The sequence below is a fragment of the Streptomyces sp. NPDC048441 genome (assembly GCF_043200235.1).
Taxonomy (GTDB): domain Bacteria; phylum Actinomycetota; class Actinomycetes; order Streptomycetales; family Streptomycetaceae; genus Streptomyces.
In genome coordinates this window covers 97,997-118,187 of the sequence record NZ_JBICXM010000005.1, presented here as the reverse complement: position 1 = coordinate 118,187, position 20,191 = coordinate 97,997, and the positions used below count along the sequence as shown (strand labels likewise).

At 67.9% G+C, this 20,191-nt stretch carries 19 protein-coding genes and 1 riboswitch; of the genes, 7 read left to right on the top strand and 12 right to left on the bottom strand.

The genetic code is table 11. From position 1 onward, the window contains the following. Positions 1 to 108 precede the first annotated feature (108 nt). Genes ACGFSB_RS14205 through ACGFSB_RS14195 form a run of 3 tightly spaced genes read left to right on the top strand, consistent with a single transcriptional unit; the run spans position 109 to position 2,354 of the window. Complete coding sequence (locus tag ACGFSB_RS14205; protein ID WP_393398286.1) at positions 109 to 750, top strand: TetR/AcrR family transcriptional regulator; 642 nt, start codon at positions 109 to 111, stop codon at positions 748 to 750. Beyond that, on the top strand, positions 747 to 2,033 hold the full coding sequence (locus tag ACGFSB_RS14200) for a hypothetical protein (protein WP_393398284.1): 1,287 nt from the start codon (positions 747 to 749) through the stop codon (positions 2,031 to 2,033). Before ACGFSB_RS14205 ends, ACGFSB_RS14200 begins: the two co-directional genes overlap by 4 nt. Positions 2,034 to 2,072: 39 nt before the next feature. Further along, on the top strand, positions 2,073 to 2,354 hold the full coding sequence (locus tag ACGFSB_RS14195; RefSeq protein ID WP_361045586.1) for an Lrp/AsnC ligand binding domain-containing protein: 282 nt from the start codon (positions 2,073 to 2,075) through the stop codon (positions 2,352 to 2,354). 15 nt (positions 2,355 to 2,369) lie between these two features. Here the strand turns inward: ACGFSB_RS14195 and ACGFSB_RS14190 are convergent, their stop codons facing one another. The 6 genes from ACGFSB_RS14190 to ACGFSB_RS14165 all read right to left on the bottom strand — a co-directional run bounded on the left by ACGFSB_RS14190 (position 2,370) and on the right by ACGFSB_RS14165 (position 9,526). After that, the gene (locus tag ACGFSB_RS14190) at positions 2,370 to 3,743 is read right to left on the bottom strand and encodes an aminotransferase class V-fold PLP-dependent enzyme (RefSeq protein ID WP_393398282.1); all 1,374 of its coding nucleotides are present in this window, start codon (positions 3,741 to 3,743) and stop codon (positions 2,370 to 2,372) included. Between the two features lie 181 nt (positions 3,744 to 3,924). Continuing rightward, positions 3,925 to 4,041: riboswitch (SAM riboswitch) on the bottom strand. 94 nt (positions 4,042 to 4,135) lie between these two features. Further along, on the bottom strand, positions 4,136 to 5,200 hold the full coding sequence (trpD, locus tag ACGFSB_RS14185) for an anthranilate phosphoribosyltransferase (RefSeq protein WP_393398280.1): 1,065 nt from the start codon (positions 5,198 to 5,200) through the stop codon (positions 4,136 to 4,138). A 155-nt stretch (positions 5,201 to 5,355) separates the two neighbouring features. Further along, positions 5,356 to 6,984: a cytochrome bc complex cytochrome b subunit gene (locus ACGFSB_RS14180; protein ID WP_393398278.1), complete on the bottom strand. Its 1,629-nt coding sequence runs from the start codon at positions 6,982 to 6,984 to the stop codon at positions 5,356 to 5,358. Then, positions 6,981 to 8,036, bottom strand: coding sequence for a Rieske 2Fe-2S domain-containing protein (locus ACGFSB_RS14175; RefSeq protein ID WP_393398276.1), 1,056 nt, complete (start codon positions 8,034 to 8,036; stop codon positions 6,981 to 6,983). The genes ACGFSB_RS14180 and ACGFSB_RS14175 overlap by 4 nt, the downstream gene beginning before the upstream one ends. Beyond that, a complete protein-coding gene (locus ACGFSB_RS14170; protein WP_393398274.1) occupies positions 8,033 to 8,842 on the bottom strand; it encodes a c-type cytochrome in 810 nt (269 codons plus the stop codon). The genes ACGFSB_RS14175 and ACGFSB_RS14170 overlap by 4 nt, the downstream gene beginning before the upstream one ends. Positions 8,843 to 8,905: 63 nt before the next feature. Continuing rightward, positions 8,906 to 9,526 (bottom strand): heme-copper oxidase subunit III, encoded by a 621-nt coding sequence (locus ACGFSB_RS14165; RefSeq protein WP_393398272.1) that lies wholly within the window; start codon positions 9,524 to 9,526, stop codon positions 8,906 to 8,908. 178 nt (positions 9,527 to 9,704) lie between these two features. Here ACGFSB_RS14165 and ACGFSB_RS14160 point away from each other — a divergent pair, with 178 nt between their 5' ends. After that, on the top strand, positions 9,705 to 10,106 hold the full coding sequence (locus ACGFSB_RS14160) for a hypothetical protein (protein ID WP_393398270.1): 402 nt from the start codon (positions 9,705 to 9,707) through the stop codon (positions 10,104 to 10,106). Between the two features lie 68 nt (positions 10,107 to 10,174). Here ACGFSB_RS14160 and ACGFSB_RS14155 read toward each other — a convergent pair whose 3' ends face one another. From ACGFSB_RS14155 to coxB, 4 genes are all read right to left on the bottom strand, one after another. After that, positions 10,175 to 11,419 carry an Ig-like domain-containing protein gene (locus ACGFSB_RS14155; RefSeq protein ID WP_393398268.1) on the bottom strand — a complete coding sequence of 415 codons (1,245 nt, stop codon included), beginning with the start codon at positions 11,417 to 11,419 and terminating at the stop codon, positions 10,175 to 10,177. 135 nt (positions 11,420 to 11,554) lie between these two features. Beyond that, positions 11,555 to 11,953, bottom strand: a complete 399-nt coding sequence (locus ACGFSB_RS14150; protein WP_393398266.1) for a cytochrome c oxidase subunit 4 — start codon at positions 11,951 to 11,953, stop codon at positions 11,555 to 11,557. Continuing rightward, complete coding sequence (ctaD, locus tag ACGFSB_RS14145) at positions 11,950 to 13,686, bottom strand: cytochrome c oxidase subunit I (RefSeq protein ID WP_393398264.1); 1,737 nt, start codon at positions 13,684 to 13,686, stop codon at positions 11,950 to 11,952. The genes ACGFSB_RS14150 and ctaD overlap by 4 nt, the downstream gene beginning before the upstream one ends. Beyond that, positions 13,683 to 14,693 (bottom strand): cytochrome c oxidase subunit II, encoded by a 1,011-nt coding sequence (coxB, locus tag ACGFSB_RS14140; RefSeq protein WP_393398262.1) that lies wholly within the window; start codon positions 14,691 to 14,693, stop codon positions 13,683 to 13,685. Before coxB ends, ctaD begins: the two co-directional genes overlap by 4 nt. A 372-nt stretch (positions 14,694 to 15,065) precedes the next feature. Here coxB and ACGFSB_RS14135 point away from each other — a divergent pair, with 372 nt between their 5' ends. After that, positions 15,066 to 16,445, top strand: a complete 1,380-nt coding sequence (locus ACGFSB_RS14135; RefSeq protein ID WP_393398260.1) for a cysteine desulfurase/sulfurtransferase TusA family protein — start codon at positions 15,066 to 15,068, stop codon at positions 16,443 to 16,445. A 15-nt stretch (positions 16,446 to 16,460) separates the two neighbouring features. Here the strand turns inward: ACGFSB_RS14135 and ACGFSB_RS14130 are convergent, their stop codons facing one another. Further along, positions 16,461 to 17,435 carry a carbohydrate kinase family protein gene (locus ACGFSB_RS14130; RefSeq protein ID WP_393398258.1) on the bottom strand — a complete coding sequence of 325 codons (975 nt, stop codon included), beginning with the start codon at positions 17,433 to 17,435 and terminating at the stop codon, positions 16,461 to 16,463. 135 nt (positions 17,436 to 17,570) lie between these two features. Between ACGFSB_RS14130 and ACGFSB_RS14125 the strand changes: the two genes are divergently transcribed. Both ACGFSB_RS14125 and ACGFSB_RS14120 read left to right on the top strand, forming a co-directional pair. Then, on the top strand, positions 17,571 to 17,804 hold the full coding sequence (locus tag ACGFSB_RS14125) for a hypothetical protein (RefSeq protein WP_393399066.1): 234 nt from the start codon (positions 17,571 to 17,573) through the stop codon (positions 17,802 to 17,804). A 185-nt stretch (positions 17,805 to 17,989) separates the two neighbouring features. Continuing rightward, the gene (locus tag ACGFSB_RS14120) at positions 17,990 to 19,492 is read left to right on the top strand and encodes a hypothetical protein (protein WP_393398256.1); all 1,503 of its coding nucleotides are present in this window, start codon (positions 17,990 to 17,992) and stop codon (positions 19,490 to 19,492) included. A gap of 124 nt (positions 19,493 to 19,616) precedes the next feature. On the opposite strand, the gene ACGFSB_RS14115 is transcribed toward ACGFSB_RS14120, so the two are convergent. After that, positions 19,617 to 19,973, bottom strand: a complete 357-nt coding sequence (locus ACGFSB_RS14115; protein WP_363307246.1) for an iron-sulfur cluster assembly accessory protein — start codon at positions 19,971 to 19,973, stop codon at positions 19,617 to 19,619. Positions 19,974 to 20,191 lie beyond the last annotated feature (218 nt).

The following is a 20,191-nucleotide window of genomic DNA, read 5'->3' as shown; positions in this document are numbered from 1 at the left end:
GCTTCGAAGAGGCCGGAAACAGTCGTGAGGGATCACTCCCCCGGTCGTCGGCGTGACCCTAACAGCGGAAACGGGGACCAGTCCACGTTTGATGTTAGGGTGCCGCCCATGGTCAGCAGCGGTGATCGGCCGACAACGCGGCGCAGCGACGCGCGCCGCAACCGCGAGGTGCTGCTCGCCGCCGCTCGGGAGATCTATGCCGAGCGCGGCGTGGACGCCCCGCTGGACGACATCGCCCGCCGGGCCGGGGTCGGCAACGCCACGCTCTATCGCCACTTCGCCACCCGGGCCGCGTTGATCGAGGCCGTCTTCCACGACGTACTCACCCCGGTCCTGCGCGTGGCCCGGCAGACCCGCGACCACCCCGACGCCTGGACCGGGCTCACCACCTACCTCGACCACGTCTTCACCCTGCTGGCCGCCAATCGCGGCGCGGGCGACCTGATGACCACCGGCATCCAGGGCGTGCCCACGCTCGACGCGCTGCACGAGGAACACCGCCGCACGATTGGGACACTGGTGCGCCGAGGTCAGCAGCAGCGCACGGTCAGGACCGACCTCATCACCGACGACCTGCTCTTCCTCCTGGCCGCGCTGGGCCGGGCCTCATCGGTCGCGCCCGGCCCCTGGCGCCGCCACCTGGCCCTGCTGCTCGACGGCCTGCGCCCGGCCACCGCTCACCCGCTGCCCGTTCCCCCGCTCGGATCGAGCCACCCGCCTTCCACAGACACCGGAGACGCCACGCCATGACGCATCAGCGCCCCATATCCCCCTTCGAGAGCGTCTACTTCCTGGATCTGGGGCCCGCAGGCCTCCCGCTGTACGACATGCCCGAGTTCGTCGAGTCCCTGGTGCTCGGCCGTCCGGATCCGAATCTGATGCGGCGGGCACTGCGGCTTCTGACCGACCACCACCCGATCCTGCGCTCCGAGGTGAAGTCCGGTGCGGAGGGCCTGCTCCTGCAAGTGCGCGACCGGGTCCAGCCTCCCCTCACCGTCCTCGACGGCATCGAGGAGACCTTCGCCCAACTGATCAACTCACGGCCCGACTGGACCGAGAGCCTGCTACACGCCTGGCTGCTCACCGACGGCGAGCGCAGCCAGGTCGTGCTCGGGATCCACCACGGCGTGGCCGACGGCCGCTCGGCCTTCGCCCTGCTCGACGAGTTCTGGCAGTACTACGCCGCCTTGGAGGCCGGTGCGAATCCCGCCCCGGAGCGGCGCGAGGCGCTCCCCGAGGCGATCGACAGCCGATTGGCCGGGGCCTTCCCGGACGCCGAGATCGACGCCTTGGCCGATGCCATCGCGCAGGCCCCGGCGGACCGCACCAAGACCGCCACCCTGCCCACCGAGGGCATGGGGCGCGCCGACCGGCCGGCCGCGACACACCGTTTTGTCGTGGACCGGCTGGAGTTCAGCCCGGAGACCACCCAGAGCGTGGTGGCCGCCGCCCGAGCTCGCGGGGTGACCGTCAACAGCCTCGTCACGGGTCTTGTCCTTACCGTCGTACGCGCACAACTGGCGCCGGAGCACGGTCCGTTGACGTTGACCTGCGGGCACGGCATCGACCTGCGTACCCGCCTCACGCCCGAGCTGCCTCTGAGCACCGTGCTCAACTGCATCACCGGGCTACAGACCACGCTGTCCGTCGGGCATGACGACCGACCGGAGACCGCCGGCCGGGAGGTGGCCGATCAGGTCGCCGGCGCCCTGGACCGGCGTGACCCCGAGCGCTTCCTGCTGGCCGCGCTCAGGGCGGGCGCTCGGGGCGTCGCGATGCCCATGCCGGTCGTCAGCTACGGCATCTCCAATGTCGGCAGGATCCCCGCCCACCCCCTGCCGGTCGGCATGAAACTGCTCCGCTTCGGCGGTACGGCCAACGCGGCGGGTATGCCCCCCAAGATCGGCGTTGCCAGCTTCGGCGGCCGTCTGCTCGTACAGAACGAGTACGACAGCTGGACGTACAGCCCCGAGCAGATGCGGAAGCTGCTCGAGACCCTGCGTGCGGCATTGACGGATCTGGCCATAGAGTGAATGAAGCCCACCACCGGCTACCGAGGGAGACAGTCAACCGTGATCACCGCGATCGTGCTCATCAAGACCAGCGTGGACCGGATCCCGGAGATCGCCGAGTCGATCGCCGCCCTCGACTGCGTCAGCGAGGTCTTCTCGGTGACCGGTACGTACGACCTGATCGCCATGGTGCGCGTCGGGCGCCACGACGACCTGGCCGATGTCATCCCCGGCAAGATCAGCAAGATCCCGGGCGTGGAGGGCACGGACACGCATGTCGCGTTCCGTACGTACTCGCAGCACGACCTGGAAGCGGCGTTCGCGATCGGCCTCGACTCCTGAGCCCTCCGCACCACCTCAGGCAGCCGTGGTGTCCGGCACGCAACGCCCGTCCTCCGTGCGGTAGTTCCACCGCGCGCCGTCCGCCACCAGCTCCTTGACGGCACGCACGAAGCGCTCCACGTGCTCGTCCGGGGTGCCCGCGCCGAAGCTCACGCGGATGGCGTTCAGGGACTTCTCGCCGGGCGCGGCCTCGGGGGCGCCGCACTCGCCCTGGCTCTGCGGGTCGCTGCCGAGGAGGGTGCGCACCAGCGGATGGGCGCAGAAGAGGCCGTCGCGTACGCCGATGCCGTACTCGGCGGAGAGCGCGGCGGCGAAGTGCGAGCTGTTCCAGCCGTCGACGACGAAGGAGATGACGCCGACGCGCGGCGCGTCGTCCCCGAAGAGCGAGAGCACCTTCACGGCGGGCACGTCGGCCAGACCCTCGCGGACCTTGGCGATGAGGTGGCGCTCACGGGCGACGAGCTCGTCGAAACCCGCCTCGGTCAGTGCCTTGCAGGCGGAGGCGATCGAGTACACGCCGATGACGTTCGGCGAACCGGCCTCGTGCCGCGCGGCGGTGTCGTGCCACTCGACGTCCACGCCACCGTCCGTACGCCGCGCGACCTTGCGCGACGCGCCGCCGCCCGCGAGGTACGGCTCGGCCTCGCGCAGCCAGTCGGAGCGGCCCGCGAGGACGCCCGAGCCGAAGGGCGCGTACAGCTTGTGGCCGGAGAAGGCGACCCAGTCGACGTCCAACTCGTCGATGGAGACCGGGTGGTGGGGCGCGAGCTGCGCGGCGTCCAGGACGATGCGGGCGCCGTGCGCGTGGGCTGCGGCGGCGAGTTCCTTGACGGGCCACAGCTCACCGGTGACGTTCGACGCGCCCGTGACGCACACCAGGGCGGGACCGTAGGGATCGCGGTCGGCGAGGGCGCGCTCCAGGGTGGCGACGGCCTGCTCGGCGGTGCGCGGGGCGTTCAGGTACGTCACGCGGGCGTCGCGCCACGGCAGGAGCGAGGCGTGGTGCTCGGTCTCGAAGACGAAGACCTGGCAGTCGGCGGGGAGCGCGGCGGCCAGGAGGTTGAGCGAGTCGGTGGTCGAACGGGTGAACACGACCTGGTCGTCCTCGCGGCAGCCGAGGAAATCGGCGACGGTGACGCGGCTGTTCTCGAACAGGTCGGTGGAGAGCTGCGACAGATACCCGGCGCCGCGGTGCACGCTGCCGTAGTACGGCGCGTACGCGGCCACGTCGTCCCACACCCGCTGGAGTGCCGGGGCGCTCGCCGCGTAGTCGAGCGCCGCGTAGGTCACCTCGCCACCGGTGACGAGCGGCACGGTGACGTCACGGCCGAGCACGGGCAGCGGGGCGGCACAGACGGTCTGGTCGGCGACAGCGGTGGTGGCAGACATGGCGAACTCCCGTGGGAAGGCAGGCGAGTTCACTGCGAGGGCGCTCGTACGGCGCTGCAGTGATGAAAGAAAAAGGGGGTGCGGAATAGGGGCCGGGAAGCCCTATCGCATTCGCTTGCTCACGAGACTGCTCCCTTGAGGACCAGGACCCCAGGGGTACGACACTCATAGAGTGCGCAGGGGTCCGCGCTTGCCATACGCCTTGCTGCGTACGGCCTGGTCTTCACCCGGGGCACCCCGCCACGGACGGAGGGTTGCCGGACAGCGAGCCGGGGCCTAATCGCTGTCACTCATGACCTGCTCAGCATCTTGCCACACGAACTTCTCGGTGCACACCGCAGTCCGGGATCCGGACTGCGGTGTGCACCACACTCACCCGCTACTGGCCGCACTCACCTGTTGCTGGCCGCCACCCAGCGCTCCAGGGCCTTCTTCGCGGCCCCGGAGTCGATCGAATCGCCTGCCTGCGCGATACCGGCCCTGATCTGCTCCACCAGGCTCCCCTCGCCCGGCGAGAGGGCCACCAGGGCCGCCGCCGAGTTGAGCAGCACCGCGTCCCGTACGGGCCCGGTCTCGCCGTCGAGGAGGCGTCGCGCCACCTCGGCGTTGTACGAGGCGTCGGCGCCCCGCAGCGCCTCCACGGGGACCAGGTCGATGCCGACGTCGCGCGGGTCGAAGGACTCCTCGCGCACGGCGCCGTCCCGTACGACCCAGACCCGGGATGTCGCCGTCGTCGTCAGCTCGTCGAGACCGTCGTCGCCACGGAAGACGAGCGAGGAGTGCCCGCGCTCGGCGAAGACCCCGGCCACGATGGGCGCCATCCGCGCGTCGGCGACGCCGACGGCCTGGGCGCGCACCCTGGCGGGGTTGGTGAGCGGACCGAGGAGATTGAAGACGGTCCTGATCCCCAGCTGGCTGCGCGCGGCGCCCGCGTACCGCAGGGCCGGATGGAACTTCACCGCGAAGCAGAAGGTGATCCCCGCTTCCTCCGCGACCTCGACGACCCGCCGCGGTGTGAGTTCGAGATTCACACCGAGCTTCTCCAGGACGTCGGACGCGCCGCTCGCCGACGACGCGGCACGGTTGCCGTGCTTGACGACCTTCGCGCCCGCGCCGGCGATGACGATCGCGGACATCGTGGAGATGTTGACGGTCTTGGCACCGTCACCACCCGTGCCGACGATGTCGACGGTCCGCCCCGGCACCTCGATCACATTGGCGTGCTCGTACATGGTGCGTACGAGCCCTGAGATCTCCTCCACGGTCTCGCCCTTGGCCCGCAGCGCCACCACGAATCCGGCGATCTGCGCCTCGGTGGCCTCGCCCCGCATGATGCGGTCCATGGCCCAGGCGGTGTCGTCGGCGCTCTGGTCGTTGCCGTCGAGCAGGCCGTTCAGCACACCCGGCCAGGAACGGGCCGCCGCGGTGTTGCCTCCTGCGGGGGTCACAGCGCTCATCTGCCGCTCCTGGGGTCGTATACGCGTAGGACAGGAACACCTTATCCAGCTCAGGTGACGGCAAAGAGCCCCGTCCATGCAGTGGATGCATGAGACGGGGCTCTCGCCGTGGCGACCATGGGGTCAGAACATCAGAACGTCAGAGCGTCCGGGGATCAGTGGTGGCCGTGGCCGCTCGTGATCTCCTTGTACTCCTCAGTGGTGGGCTTGGGGATCTGGCTGTCTTCCCCGTAGTAGCCCTTGGAGAGCTTGGCCCTGAGCTTCTGCGAGCCGGACACCTTGCGCTCGACACCGTTCTCGTCGACCGAGGGGCCGATCTCGACCGGCGCGTACTGCTCGTGCGCGGTGAGCGTGTGCAGCTGCTCCTGGTCGAGCGGCTCGTGGACCTCGATGAACTCACCGTGCGGCAGGCGCTTGATGATGCCGGACTCGCGCCCGTGCAGGACCTTGTCCTTGTCGCGCCGCTGCAGACCCAGGCAGATCCGCTTGGTGGCGATGAAGGCGAGGACCGGTCCGACGAAGAAGCCGATACGGACGAACCAGGTGATCGAGTTGATCGACAGGTGGAAGTGGGTGGCCCACAGGTCGTTTCCACCACCGACCAGCATGATGAAGTACGCGGTCAGCCAGGCGACACCGAAGGCCGTACGGGTCGGGGCGTTGCGCGGGCGGTCCAGGATGTGGTGCTCGCGCTTGTCGCCGGTGACCCAGGACTCGATGAACGGGTAGACGCCGATCGCCACGAGCACCAGCGGGAAGATCACGATCGGGATGAACACACCCAGGACGAGTGTGTGACCCCAGGCGTTGATCTCCCAGCCCGGCATCACGCGGACCAGACCCTCGGCGAAGCCCATGTACCAGTCTGGCTGGGCGCCGGTGGACACCTGGTCCGGACGGTACGGGCCGATCGCCCAGATCGGGTTGATCGTCGCGATCGCCGAGACGATCGCGATGACGCCGAAGACCAGGAAGAAGAAGCCTCCCGCCTTCGCCATGTAGACCGGAAGCAGCGGCATACCGACGACGTTCTTGTTCGTCTTGCCGGGGCCCGCGAACTGCGTGTGCTTGTGGAAGAACACCAGGATCAGGTGGGCCACCAGGAGGCCCAGCATGATGCCGGGCAGCAGCAGGATGTGGACCGAGTAGAACCGGGCCACGAAGTCGCCGCCCGGGAACTCCCCGCCGAAGACGAACATCGAGATGTACGTACCGACGACCGGGATGGACAGCAGCACACCCTGGATGAACCGGACACCCGTACCCGACAGCAGGTCGTCCGGGAGCGAGTAACCGGTGAAGCCGGTGAACAGTGCCAGGACGAACAGCAGGAAGCCGAAGAGCCAGTTGATCTCACGCGGCTTGCGGAACGCGCCCGTGAAGAAGACGCGCATCATGTGGACCATCATCGCCGCGACGAAGATCAGCGCCGCCCAGTGGTGGATCTGCCGGATGAGCAGACCACCGCGGACGTCGAAGCTGATGTGCATGGTCGAGTTGAAGGCCTCGGACATCAGCTGACCCTGCAGCGGGATGTAGCTGCCGTGGTACTCCACCTCGTTCATCGACGGGTGGAAGAACAGCGTCAGGTACACACCCGTGAGGATGATGACGATGAAGCTGTAGAGCGCGACCTCACCCAGCATGAAGGACCAGTGGTCCGGGAAGATCTTGCGCATGTTGGCCTTGGCCAGGCCGTAGATGCCCAGACGGCTGTCGGCCCAGTCGGCGACCCGCTCACCGGCGGGCGCTTCCTTACGTGTATCGGTCGGCTTAGTGCTCATCCGCGCTCCCAGAAAGCAGGACCGACGGGCTCAGCGAAGTCGCCGAGCGCCTCGAGGTAGCCCTCTTCGTTCACGCCGATGCGCAGCTGCGGCAGTGCGTGACCGGCCGGGCCGAAGATCACTCGGGCACCGTCGGAGAGGTCGAAGGTGGACTGGTGGCACGGGCAGAGGACGTGGTGCGTCTGCTGCTCGTACAGAGAGATCGGGCAGCCGACGTGGGTGCAGATCTTCGAGTACGCGACGACACCGTCGTGCGACCACTCGAGCTCTTGCTTGTCCTTGATGTTGTCCGGCTGAATCCGGACGATCATCAGGGCCGCCTTGGCGATCTGCACCTGGAAGTCGTGATCGTCCTCCTCCAGGCCCTCGGGCTTGGCGAAGGTCAGCGAACCGACCGCGACGTCCGACGGGCGCAGCGGCTCGTTCGTGTTCATGTTCACGAGCAGCTTGCCCTTGCCCCAGAGCGTGTGCCGGAGCTTGTCCTCGGGCAGCGGCCCGAGGTCACGCAGCAGGACGATGCCGGAGAGGGGCACCAGGGTCAGCGCGCCGAACATCGTGTTGCGGATCAGCTTGCGCCGGCCGAACTGCGACTCCGCGGCACCGGCCTTGAAGTCGGCCAGGACCTTGGCCTTGACCTCGGGCTCGGCCGCGATGGGATGCCGCTCGTCGGCGACCTCCACGTCGGACATCAGGGTGCGGGCCCAGTGGACCGCCCCCGCGCCGATGCAGAAGAGCGCGATGCCCAGGGTCATGCCCAGGGAGAAGTTCAGCGCGCTGATGTGGCCGATCGGCCAGATGTAGACGATCTTGTCGACCGGGAACGCCACGTACGAGGCGATGAAGCCGACCGTCGACAGCATCGAGAGCGTGAACAGGAAGGCGACCGCACGCTCGGAACGCCTGGCGGCCCGCTCGTCGATGTCCTGGACACGATGCTCGTGGGGCGGAAGCCCCGGGTCGGCGAACGGATTCTCGTCCGGGACCGCCACCGAGCCGTGCTCGGTCTCCTGCACGCTGGGCAGGTTCTCTTCTTGATTCTCTTGGCTACTCATGACTTCTTGGCCTTTGCGGTCCGAGCGGCGACCCACACGGCGACCGCGATCAGCGAGCCGAGACCGAAGATCCAGCCGAACAGGCCTTCACTGACCGGACCCAGGCCACCCAGCTTGAGGCCGCCAGGGCTCTCGGACTGTTTGCCGTTGACCGCGTCGAGGTACGCGATGATGTCCTTCTTGTTCTTCTCCGGCAGCGTCGTGTCGGGGAAGGACGGCATGTTCTGCGGGCCGGTCGTCATGGCCTCGTAGATGTGCTTCGGGGAGACATCCTCCAACGAAGGAGCGAACTTGCCCTTCGTCAACGCGCCGCCCTCACCGGTGAAGTTGTGGCACTGCGCGCAGTTGGTGCGGAACAGCTCGCCACCCTTGGCGATGTCCGCTCCTTCCGGGCTGTACTGCTTCGCGGTGGGAACGGTCGGGCCCGCGCCCAGCGAGGCGATGTACGCCGCGAGCTGGTCGATCTGGGCCTGGTTGTAGATGGCCTTCTTCTTCGGCGCCTGGGCGCCCGGCTGCTGGAGCGGCATCCGGCCGGTGCTGACCTGGAAGTCGACGGCGGCTGCGCCGACGCCCACCAGGCTCGGACCGTCGGAGGACCCCTGACCGCCGGTTCCGTGGCAGCTTGAGCAGCCCACGGAGTAGAGCTTCTTGCCTTCGTCGATGGCAAGAGACTGGGCGGTGTCGTCGGCCTGCGCCTTGTCCGCGGGTGCGAACGCGGCGTACAGCCCCCCGGTGGCCGCCAGCGCGAGGAGTAGGACGACGACCGCCGCCAGCGGATGGCGTCGTCGTGCGGAGAGCTTTTTCACGGATTACCCCGGTGTCAGGATCTTCAGCGTCGATGCTTGCAATGGATCGGGCGTTGAGCCCGACTACTTGATCAGGTAGATCGTGGCGAAAAGGCCGATCCAGACCACATCGACGAAGTGCCAGTAATAGGACACGACGATGGCTGCGGTCGCCTGCTCATGAGTGAACCTCTTGGCCGCATAGGTCCTGCCTAGGACCAGCAGGAAGGCGATGAGGCCACCTGTCACATGCAAGCCGTGGAAGCCGGTGGTCAGGTAGAACACCGAGCCGTACGGGTCGGAGGAGAGCGAGAGCCCGTCCTTCTTGACCAGCTCGGTGTACTCGAAGATCTGACCGCCGATGAAAATCGCACCCATGATGAAGGTGACGATGAACCACATCCGGAGCTTCTTCACGTCGCCGCGCTCGGCGGCGAACACGCCGAGCTGGCAGGTCAGAGAAGAGAGCACCAGGATCGTGGTGTTCGTCGCTGAGAACGGGACGTTCAGCGACTCGGCCATTTCCTTCCAGTGATCTGGCCCGGTCACCGAGCGGAGGGTGAAGTACATCGCGAAGAGGGCCGCGAAGAACATCAGCTCGGAACTGAGCCAAATAATGGTTCCGACGCTGGTGAGGTTCGGCCGATTGACCGGCGGGTGCGCGTGCCCGGTATCTACTGTCGTTGCTGTCGCCACGACCGACATTATGTCGGTCGCTTATCCCGCCCTCACCCCGGGGGGTGCCGTTCGGAGTGTCTACGGGGTGTGTCCTGCCCGTATGGCCCATCGAAGGGCTGTCCGAACCGCTGTTGACGGGGTGTCCGGAGGAGTAGCATCCGCGCATCGGTTCCCGGCCGAACGCCCTCAACGATGCGGAGGAACAATGCAGCCGACCGCCACGGTGCTGGTCTACAGCGACAACGCGAGCACCCGCGAGCAGATCCGGTTGGCCACCGGACGCAGGCCGGCTGCGGACGTTCCCGCGGTCGAGATCATCGAGTGCGCGACGCTTCCCGCCGTGCTGAAGGAGCTCGACCGCGGCGGCATCGACGCCTGCGTCCTGGACGGCGAGGCCACGCCCATCGGTGGGATGGGCGTCTGCCGCCAGCTCAAGGACGAGATCTTCCAGTGCCCGCCCGTGCTCCTGCTCATGGGACGCCCGCAGGACGCCTGGCTGGCCACCTGGAGCCGCGCGGAGGCGGCCGTGACCCTTCCGGTCGATCCGGTCGAGTTCGCGAACTCCCTGGCCGCTCTGCTGCGCGCCAGGCTGGCCGTGGAGGCCTGACGGTACGACAGGCACGGCCGGCGGCCCCGCACCTTCGTGCGGGGCCTCTGTGCTGTCCTGTGGCGCTGTCAGACCTGCGGCCGCAGTCTGGCCGCGTCGACCGCTGCGGGGCCCTCCTTGGCCCCTGCGAGCAGCTCGCTGCCCTTGCGCCACTGCTTCCAGCCGACGTTCCAGTCGCCGAACCCGTTGCCGAACGGATCCATGTCCGCGCCCTCGCTGTTGACGACCTTCACGATGTCGCCCCGCCGGACGGTGTCGAAGAACCAGGCGGCGTCGTCGGTGCTCATGCCGGTGCAGCCGTGGCTGGTGTTCGCGTAGCCCTGCGAGCCGACCGACCAGGGCGCCGCGTGCACGTACTCACCGGAGTCGGTGACCCGCGTCGCGTAATAGACCATCTTGTCGTAGAAGTCCGATGAGCCGATGCTGGCGCTGGTCATACGTACGGAGTACTCCTTGCCGAGCACCACCTTGACGCCGTTGCGCGTGGAGTAGCCGGGCTTGCCCGTGGTCACCGGCATGGAGTTGATCTCCTCGCCGTTGCGGTAGACCGTCATGTAGTGCGACCCGGCGTCCGTCACGGCCTCCAGGCGGTCGCCGATGGTCAGCTTCAGCGGCTTGGCGTCGCCGCCCCAGAGCTTCTCGCCGACCTTGATGCCTTCGAGGTTGCTCCGTACGGCGATGCTCGTGCCCGCGGGCCAGTACTCCTTGGGGCGGTAGTGCAGCGTCTTGCTGTCCACCCAGTGCCAGGCGCCGTCCGTGGAGGGCTGCGTCTCGACCTTCAGGGCGCGTTCCACGAGGGACCTGGCCTTCTTGCCCTTCACCTTGGCGCTGAGTTCGGCCGTGACGGGCTGCCCCACGCCGTACTTGCCGGACTCGGGGCCGAAGGTGACGTCGAGCCGCTTCTTCTTGGCCGGGGCATCGGTGTCGAAGGTCATGACCTTGCGGCCCGGTGCGCCGTCCTCGTCCTCGGTGCTGACGCGCACCGTGTAGTGCGCGTCGGCCGCCAGGGGCGCCGTGCTGTGCCAGCGGGCGCCGTCGGCCGCCAGTTCGCCGCCGACGTACCGTCCGAGGGCGTCGGTGGCCGTCACATCGGTGATGCGCCCGTCCTCGCCCTGGGCGGTGACCTCCAAGGGCTTGTCCGGATCCGCCTTCTTGCTGCCCGCCGGGCTGTTGAAGGCGATCTGGCCTGCCGCGTCGTACGGCTTAGCCGAGAGCGGATGGCCGTCGGAGCCACATGCCGTGGTTCCCACCCCGAGGGCGGCCACCAGCAAGGTGCAGCTCAGTACCGTGCGGATTCGCGGTGAGTGGCTCATATGCACAAGGTATGAAGATTCATCAGCAACGGCGCGCCGAGTGACCCGTACGAGGGTCGGCCGCGACACGCCGAGGGGCCCGGACGCTCCTGACGGAGTGTCCGGGCCCCTCGGTTACGGCCGGAAGCTACAGACTCACTGGGTCTGGCCCTCGCCGCGGTAGTACTCGAAGACCCAGCCGAACAGGCCGATCAGGATGACCGGCAGCGAGAAGAACAGCAGCCACCAGCCGAAGACGACACCCATGAAGGCGAGCGCGCCGCCGATGGCCAGGGAGAGCGGCTGCCAGCTGTGCGGGCTGAAGAAGCCCACTTCGCCGGCCTCGTCCGCGACGTCCGCCTCTTTGTTGTCCATCGCGGAGGCGTCGACCCGCCGGGCCGTGAAGGCCAGGTAGTAGCCGATCATGATGCACAGGCCGAAGGCCAGGAAGAGCGCGGTCGTACCGGCCGGCTCCTTGGACCACCAGCCGTAGACGACCGCCATGATGAGCACGAAGACGGCCAGCCAGATGAACAACTTGCCCTGAACCTTCACTTGCCGGCCTCCTTGCTGCCCGCGAGCGCCTTGTCACCGTGGCCGCTGTTCTCGAGCTGGTCGAGAGCCGCGATCTCAGGGTGATGCAGGTCGAATGCCGGGGATTCGGAACGGATCCGCGGCAGGGTGAGGAAGTTGTGCCGCGGCGGCGGGCAGGACGTCGCCCACTCGAGCGAACGGCCGTAGCCCCACGGGTCGTCGACCTCGACCTTCTTGCCGTACTTGGCGGTCTTCCAGATGTTGTAGAAGAACGGCAGGATCGACAGGCCGAGCAGGAACGAGCAGATCGTCGAGATCGTGTTCAGAGCGGTGAAGCCGTCGGCCGCGAGGTAGTCCGCGTAACGACGCGGCATTCCCTCCGCGCCCAGCCAGTGCTGCACCAGGAACGTGCCGTGGAAGCCCACGAACAGCGTCCAGAAGGTGATCTTGCCGAGCTTCTCGTCCAGCATCTTGCCGGTGAACTTCGGCCACCAGAAGTGGAAGCCGGAGAACATCGCGAACACCACGGTGCCGAAGACGACGTAGTGGAAGTGCGCGACCACGAAGTACGAGTCCGAGACGTGGAAGTCCATCGGCGGCGAGGCCAGGATGACGCCGGTCAGACCACCGAAGGTGAAGGTGATCAGGAAGCCGACGGCCCAGAGCATCGGTGTCTCGAAACTCAGTGAGCCCTTCCACATCGTTCCGATCCAGTTGAAGAACTTCACGCCCGTTGGCACGGCGATCAAGAACGTCATGAAGGAGAAGAACGGTAGGAGCACGCCACCTGTGACGTACATGTGGTGCGCCCACACGGTCACGGAGAGACCCGCGATCGCGATCGTCGCGCCGATCAGGCCCATGTAGCCGAACATCGGCTTCCGGGAGAAGACCGGGATCACTTCGGAAATGATTCCGAAGAATGGTAGAGCGATGATGTACACCTCTGGATGGCCGAAGAACCAGAAGAGGTGTTGCCATAGCAACGCGCCGCCGTTGGACGCGTCGAAGACATGGGCACCGAATTTTCGGTCCGCCTCCAGGGCGAACAGCGCGGCGGCCAGGACCGGGAAGGCCAGCAGGACCAGCACGGCGGTCAGCAGGACGTTCCACACGAAGATCGGCATCCGGAACATCGTCATGCCAGGCGCGCGCATACAGATGATCGTGGTGATGAAGTTGACCGAGCCGAGGATCGTGCCGAAGCCGGAGAAGGCCAGACCCATGATCCACATGTCGGCGCCGATGCCCGGTGAGCGGACGGCGTCCGACAGCGGGGAGTAGGCGAACCAGCCGAAGTCGGCCGCACCCTGCGGGGTGAGGAAGCCGGCCACCGCGATGAGCGAGCCGAAGAGGTACAGCCAGTACGCGAACATGTTCAGCCGCGGGAACGCCACGTCGGGCGCGCCGATCTGCAGCGGCATGATCCAGTTCGCGAATCCGGCGAACAGCGGCGTCGCGAACATCAGCAGCATGATCGTGCCGTGCATCGTGAACGCCTGGTTGAACTGCTCGTTCGACATGAGCTGCGAGCCGGGACGAGCGAGTTCGGCGCGCATGAAGAGCGCCATCACTCCGCCGATGCAGAAGAACGCGAACGACGTGACCAGGTAGAGCGTGCCGATCGTCTTGTGGTCGGTGGTGGTGAGCCACTTGATGACCACAGCGCCGGGCTGTGTGCGCCGTACCGGCAGCTCGTTCTCGTACGAGTCTTCCGCTGCCTCGGCACCCTGAGGTTCGTTGAGGATGCTCACAGGTTGTTCGTCTCCCGGTTCTTCTCGTGTGGCGTCTGCTCGATGCCGGCCGGGATGTATCCGGTCTGGTTCTTCTTCGCGAGGTCCTCGAGGTGCTTCTGGTAGCGCTCGGGGGAAACGACCTTCACGTTGAAGAGCATCCGGGAGTGGTCGACACCGCAGAGCTCGGCACACTTGCCCATGAAGGTGCCCTCCTTGTTGGGAGTCACCTCGAAGGCGTTGGTGTGGCCCGGAATGACGTCCTGCTTCATGAGGAACGGCACCACCCAGAAGGAGTGGATGACGTCACGGGAAGACAGTACGAAGCGGACCTTCTCGCCCTTGGGGAGCCAGAGGGTCGGACCGGGGTTGCCGTTCTGCGGGTTCCGCTGACCGGGTGTGCCGACGTCGTAGACACCGTCCGCACCCTTCGGGAACTGCTTCAGGAAGCGCTCCGGAATGCTGGAGAGCTCCTTCGGGACGGTGTTCTGCTTGGAGAGCTTCTCGTCCTCGGTCTTCTTCGCCTTGTACGAGTAGCCCGTGGCCGGATCACCGTCCACGTTCTCCACGTAGTTGAAGCCCCAGCTCCACTGGAAGCCGACCACGTTGACCGTGTGGGCGGGCTTCTCGTCGAGCTTGAGGAGCTTCGACTCATCACGTGCCGTGAAGTAGAAGAGCACCGAGACGATGATGAGAGGAACCACCGTGTAAAGCGTCTCGATGGGCATGTTGTAACGCGTCTGCGGAGGTACCTCCACCTTGCTGCGGCTGCGCCGGTGGAAGATCACACTCCACAGGATCAGACCCCAGACCAGCACGCCCGTGGCGAGCGCAGCCGCCCACGAGCCCTGCCAGAGGGAGAGGATCCGCGGAGCCTCTTCCGTTACGGGGGTGGGCATACCAAGGCGGGGAAAGTCCTTGTATGTGCAACCGGTGGCGGTTGCAAGGATCAGGCCCGCAGTCAGCACCTGCGGCAGCTTCCGCCGCATCGGGCGCCGCGACGAGCGGTCGGAGCCGTTGGGACTCACGTAGCGCCTTCCCGAGAGTCTCGGCCCGCGCTTCGGCTGCGGCCTTCTCGGTGGTCGGTCGCCGCCCTGCAGCGGGCAGGGGTTTGGATGTTTATGCGGGCCAAACCTTACTGGACGCTATTTGGGGTCGCGCGGGGAGGGTGCCTAACGCGCCGCGGGTCACTCGGGAGGGTGGGACACCCTGCCGGTAGGGGCTTTCTGACGGGGGGTTTGGGCGCCCGACAGCTCGGGCCGACCTCTTGGTCTGCGACCGCAGGTTCGTCGTGGCTTGTCGCGCAGTTCCCCGCGCCCCTTCGGGGCGCTACCCCGGGCGCTACCCCCGGGCGCTACCCCCGGGGCGTTTCCGCGAGCTGACGCTTTAGCGTTGGCGGCGTGTCCTACTTTGATGCTGCTTCCTCCGCGCCCCTTCATCCCGTGGCCCGTCAGGCTCTGCAGGCCTCGCTCGATGAAGGGTGGGCCGATCCCGCGCGGCTCTATCGGGAGGGGCGGCGGGCCAGGCTGCTGCTCGATGCCGCGCGTGAGGCCGCCGCCGAGGCGGTGGGGTGTCGCCCGGACGAGCTCGTCTTCACTTCGTCAGGCACCCGCGCGGTGCACTCCGGAATGGCCGGGGCGCTCGCCGGGCGTCGGCGTGTCGGGCGGCATCTGGTGGCGTCGGCGGTCGAACACTCTTCGGTGCTCCACGCGGCGGCGTCCCTCGAAGCGGACGGCGGGACGGTGACGGAGGTCCCGGTGGACCGGTCGGGGGCGGTGTCGTCAGCGTCGTACGCCGCCGCTCTGCGCCCCGACACGGCCCTCGCCTGCCTCCAGTCCGCCAACCACGAGGTAGGCACTCAGCAGCCGGTCTCCGAGGTCGCTTCGGCGTGTCGGGCCGCCGGGGTGCCGCTCCTCGTGGACGCGGCCCAGTCGCTGCCGTGGGGGAAGGTCGAAGGGGACTGGTCGCTGCTTGCCGCGAGCGCCCACAAATGGGGCGGGCCCGCGGGCGTGGGGCTGCTCGTCGTGCGCAAGGGGGTGCGGTTCGCCGCGCAAGGCCCGGCCGACGAGCGGGAGTCGGGGCGCTCCCCCGGCTTCGAGAACATCCCGGCGGTGGTCGCCGCCGCGGCCTCGCTCCGTGCCGTACAGGCCGATGCCGCCGAGGAGGGCGCCCGGCTGCGGGAGTTGACGGAGCGGATCCGGGCGCGGGTGCCGGGGCTCGTGCCGGACGTGGAGGTGGTGGGCGATCCGGTGCGGCGCCTGCCCCACTTGGTGACCTTCTCGTGTCTCTATGTCGACGGGGAGACCGTCCTGCACGAACTGGACCGGGCGGGATTCTCGGTCTCATCCGGCTCGTCCTGCACCAGCTCGACGCTGACCCCGAGCCACGTCCTGAAGGCGATGGGCGTACTGAGCGAGGGCAACGTCCGGGTTTCACTCCCACGAGGGACGCAGGAGGCGGAGGTGGAGCGCTTCCTGGAGGTGCTGCCCGGCGTGGTGGCCGGGGTCCGCGAGCAGCTGGGCGCGCCGGTGGCGCCGACGGCGCGTGCGGAATCCGCCTCGCTGGTCGTCGACGCGCTCGGCAAGCGCTGCCCGCTCCCCGTCATCGAGCTCGCGAAGGTCATCGGGGATGTGCCGGTCGGCGGCACCGTCACGGTCCTCGCGGACGACGAGGCGGCACGGCTCGACATCCCGGCGTGGTGCGAGATGCGGGGCCAGGAGTACGTGGGCGAGCGGCCGGCGGACCGCGGTTCTGCCTATGTGGTCCGCCGGAGCTCGTGACCCGGTGGAGCGGGACTAGACCAGGAAGGTCCGGACCTCGGACGACGCCTCATGGCCGTACGCCTTGGTGAAGCGGTCCATGAAGTTGCTGCGCTGCAGCTCGTACTCCTGCGTGCCGACGGTCTCGATGACCAGCGTGGCGAGCATGCAGCCGACCTGCGCCGCGCGCTCGTGGGAGACGCCCCAGGCGAGGCCCGACAGGAAGCCCGCGCGGAAGGCGTCGCCGACGCCGGTCGGCTCGACCTTCGCCTCTTCCTCGGGGACGCCGACCTCGATCGGGTCCTGTCCGGTGGCCTCGATGCGCACGCCGCGCGAGCCGAGGGTCGTCACGCGGTGGCCGACCTTCGAGAGGATCTCGGCGTCGGTCCAGCCGGTCTTGGACTCGATGAGCCCCTTCTCGTACTCGTTCGAGAAGAGGTAGGTGGCGCCGTCGAGGAGCGTACGGATCTCCTCGCCGTCCATACGCGCGATCTGCTGGGAGAAGTCCGCGGCGAAGGGGATCTCGCGCGTCCGGCACTCCTCGGTGTGGCGCATCATCGCCTCGGGGTCGTCCGCGCCGATGAGGACCAGGTCGAGACCGCCCACGCGGTCGGCCACGGTCTTCAGTTCGATGAGGCGGGCCTCGCTCATGGCCCCCGTGTAGAACGAGCCGATCTGGTTGTGGTCGGCGTCCGTGGTGCACACGAAGCGGGCCGTGTGCAGCGTCTCGGCGATGCGGACCGATGCCGTGTCCACGCCGTGCCGGTCGAGCCAGGCGCGGTACTCGCCGAAGTCCGAGCCCGCGGCTCCGACCAGGACCGGGGCGGTGCCGAGCTGGCCCATGCCGAAGCAGATGTTGGCGCCGACGCCTCCCCTTCGTACGTCCAGGGCGTCGACCAGGAATGAGAGAGAAACCGTGTGCAGCTGATCCGCGACCAGTTGGTCGGCGAAGCGGCCGGGGAAGGTCATCAGGTGGTCAGTGGCGATGGAGCCGGTGACTGCAATACGCACGACGGCATGCTCCTGTGGAGGAGAGGCAAGGGATTGACAGTTCACGCTACCGGGTCAGGGCACCCCCGCTGAAGAGGCAAAACTACCCGATAGTAGGTCTTTTTTCGCGGGGTGTGCGATGCGTACGGTGCGGATATGGCCGTTATCTCGAAGCATGTCCTCACGACACGTCCCGTCGATCCCCCGGAGACCATCGAGAACATGGAGACGCTGCGTGGCGACTGCGCCCGCATGGCCCCGCACTGGGTGGCTCCCACCGCTCCCGCCGGCGCCCCGGCCGCCCCTGTGTCGCCCGCACTGATCCACGGCATCTCCGTCCCGCCCGCCTCCGCACGACTGATCGACGGAATGTCTGAATACGGCGACTGAGACGGCTGAAACGGCTGAAACAAGAGCTCGGCCGGAGACTGGTCCCGGGGCATCGGCGCGCGCGAAGGGAACCGCGCGCTCCCCCGCCGCGTCCCACCGCTGTCCCCCGTAAAGGGGATGCGGGATACGAACGAGGCCCACGCACGGGCCTCCAGGGACAGCAGTGCAGTCGAAGGAGCGATGCGGTGAGCACCGACCGATCCGTTCAAGACGCGGCCGATTCGCAGCGGCGGCGTTCCCGCCTTGCCGTCGCGTCGGTGGCGGCCACGGTGCTGCTCGTCGGTGGCGGCGGCGCCTACTTCGCCGCGACCGCGTCCGGCGGCAGCGGTGGCGGCAAGGAGAGTTCTCCCGGCAGCGACGGCGGTACGCCTCCGCCGCTCGCCCTCGACGGATACACGGACGGCGACCGGCAGGAAGGCAGCACGCAAGGGATCGCCCCCGGCGAGCCCGACCCGAGCGGCGCCACCTACCGCGCCGAGGGCAAGCTGCCCGGCGGCCCTGATTCGGCCCCCGTCTATCACGCGCGGGGCACGGTCACCGAGGCGCAGGTGGCCGAGCTGGCCAAGGCCCTCGGCGTCACGGGGAAGCCCACTTCCCAAGAGGGTGCCTGGAAGATCGGCCCCACCAAGGACGGCTCGGGACCCTCGCTCCAGGTGGGCAAGCAGGCCCCCGGCACCTGGACGTTCACCCGGCACGCGACGGGCGGCAGCGACAACTGCCAGAAGGGCAAGCCCTGTTCGGAGACGTCTTCGGGCACCTCCACCGCTCCGAACGGCAAGGGTGACGCGGTCGGTGAAAGCGCGGCGAAGAAGGCGGCGGCGCCGATCCTCAAGGCCGTCGGCCAGGACGACGCGAAGCTGGACGCGCGCCAACTCATGGGTGCCGTACGGGTGGTGAATGCCGACCCGAAGGTGGGCGGCCTCCCGACGTACGGCTGGTCGACCGGCATCCAGGTCGGCACCGACGGCCAAGTGGTCGGCGGCAGCGGCCAGTTGAAGGCACCGGAGAAGGGTGCGACGTACCCGGTGATCGGCGCCCAGGAAACCCTGGACCAGCTCAACAAGTCCGGCAGCGGCAGCGGCGATGGCCGCGTCGGCATCGGCGGCTGCGCCACGGCGGTACCCAACGACGACACCGCCGGCAACCCCGCCGCCGGCACCAAGACGCAGGCTCCGTGCGAGGAGCCCTCCTCGGCGCCTCCGAAGCCGCAGCCGGTCACGGTGAAGGGCGCGACGTTCGGCCTCGCGGTGCAGTTCGTGGACGGGCGTCAGACGCTCGTGCCCTCCTGGCTGTTCGATGTGAAGCCGCAGGGCGCCAAGGACAGTTTCACCGTGACGCATCCCGCGGTGGAGCCGAAGTTCCTGACCACGCCGAGCAAGCCTTCGCCCACCCCGACGCCCACCGAGAAGCCGGGCACGAGCCCGAGCCCGAAGGTGCACGTCGAGTCCTACGCGGCGGATGGCAAGTCGCTGACGCTGCACTTCTGGGGCGGCGTCTGCAGTGACTACGCGGCGTCGGCCGACGAGAGCAAGGACAGCGTGCGCGTGAAGGTGACCGAAACCCATAAGAAGGGCGAGGTCTGCATCATGATCGCCAAGGAGTTCACGGAGACCGTGAAGCTCGACCAGCCGCTCGGCGACCGCAAGGTCGTGGACGCGACGGGCGGCGGGACAGTGCGGCAGAAGTAGCAGAAGCGGCAGAAGAAGAAACAGCAGCAGCCCGCGGAAAACGCAGGAACGCAGGAACGCAGGAACGCAGGAACTACGACGGCGGCCCCCGAAGTGCTTCGGGGGCCGCCGTTGTCGTACAGGCTTAGCTGAACGAGTCGCCGCAGGCGCAGGAACCCGTGGCGTTCGGGTTGTCGATCGTGAAGCCCTGCTTCTCGATGGTGTCGACGAAGTCGATGGAGGCGCCGCCCAGGTAGGGAGCGCTCATTCGGTCGGTGACGACCTTCACGCCGTCGAAGTCCTTGAGCACGTCGCCGTCGAGCGAGCGCTCGTCGAAGAACAGCTGGTAGCGAAGGCCGGAGCAGCCGCCGGGCTGAACGGCGACGCGCAGCGCGAGGTCGTCCCGGCCCTCCTGCTCAAGAAGGCCCTTGACCTTGGCCGCGGCGGCGTCGGACAGGAGGATGCCGTCGCTCACGGTGGTGGTCTCGTCCGATACGGACATCTGCTTCTCTCCCGGGTTGTACGGAGACTGCTTGCCGACGGTTGAAACCGCCAGGGCCGCGGATTCATTCCGGGCCGAGTGCTGTGTTTCTCGGCTGTCTGTCCCTTCATGCTCGCACATGCCATCCCGTGGGGCACGGGCCCATGAAAGGCGAACGCGTCACATCGACACTATGGCCATCGTCAAACTGACGTGAAGCGGTTATGATAGATAACGTC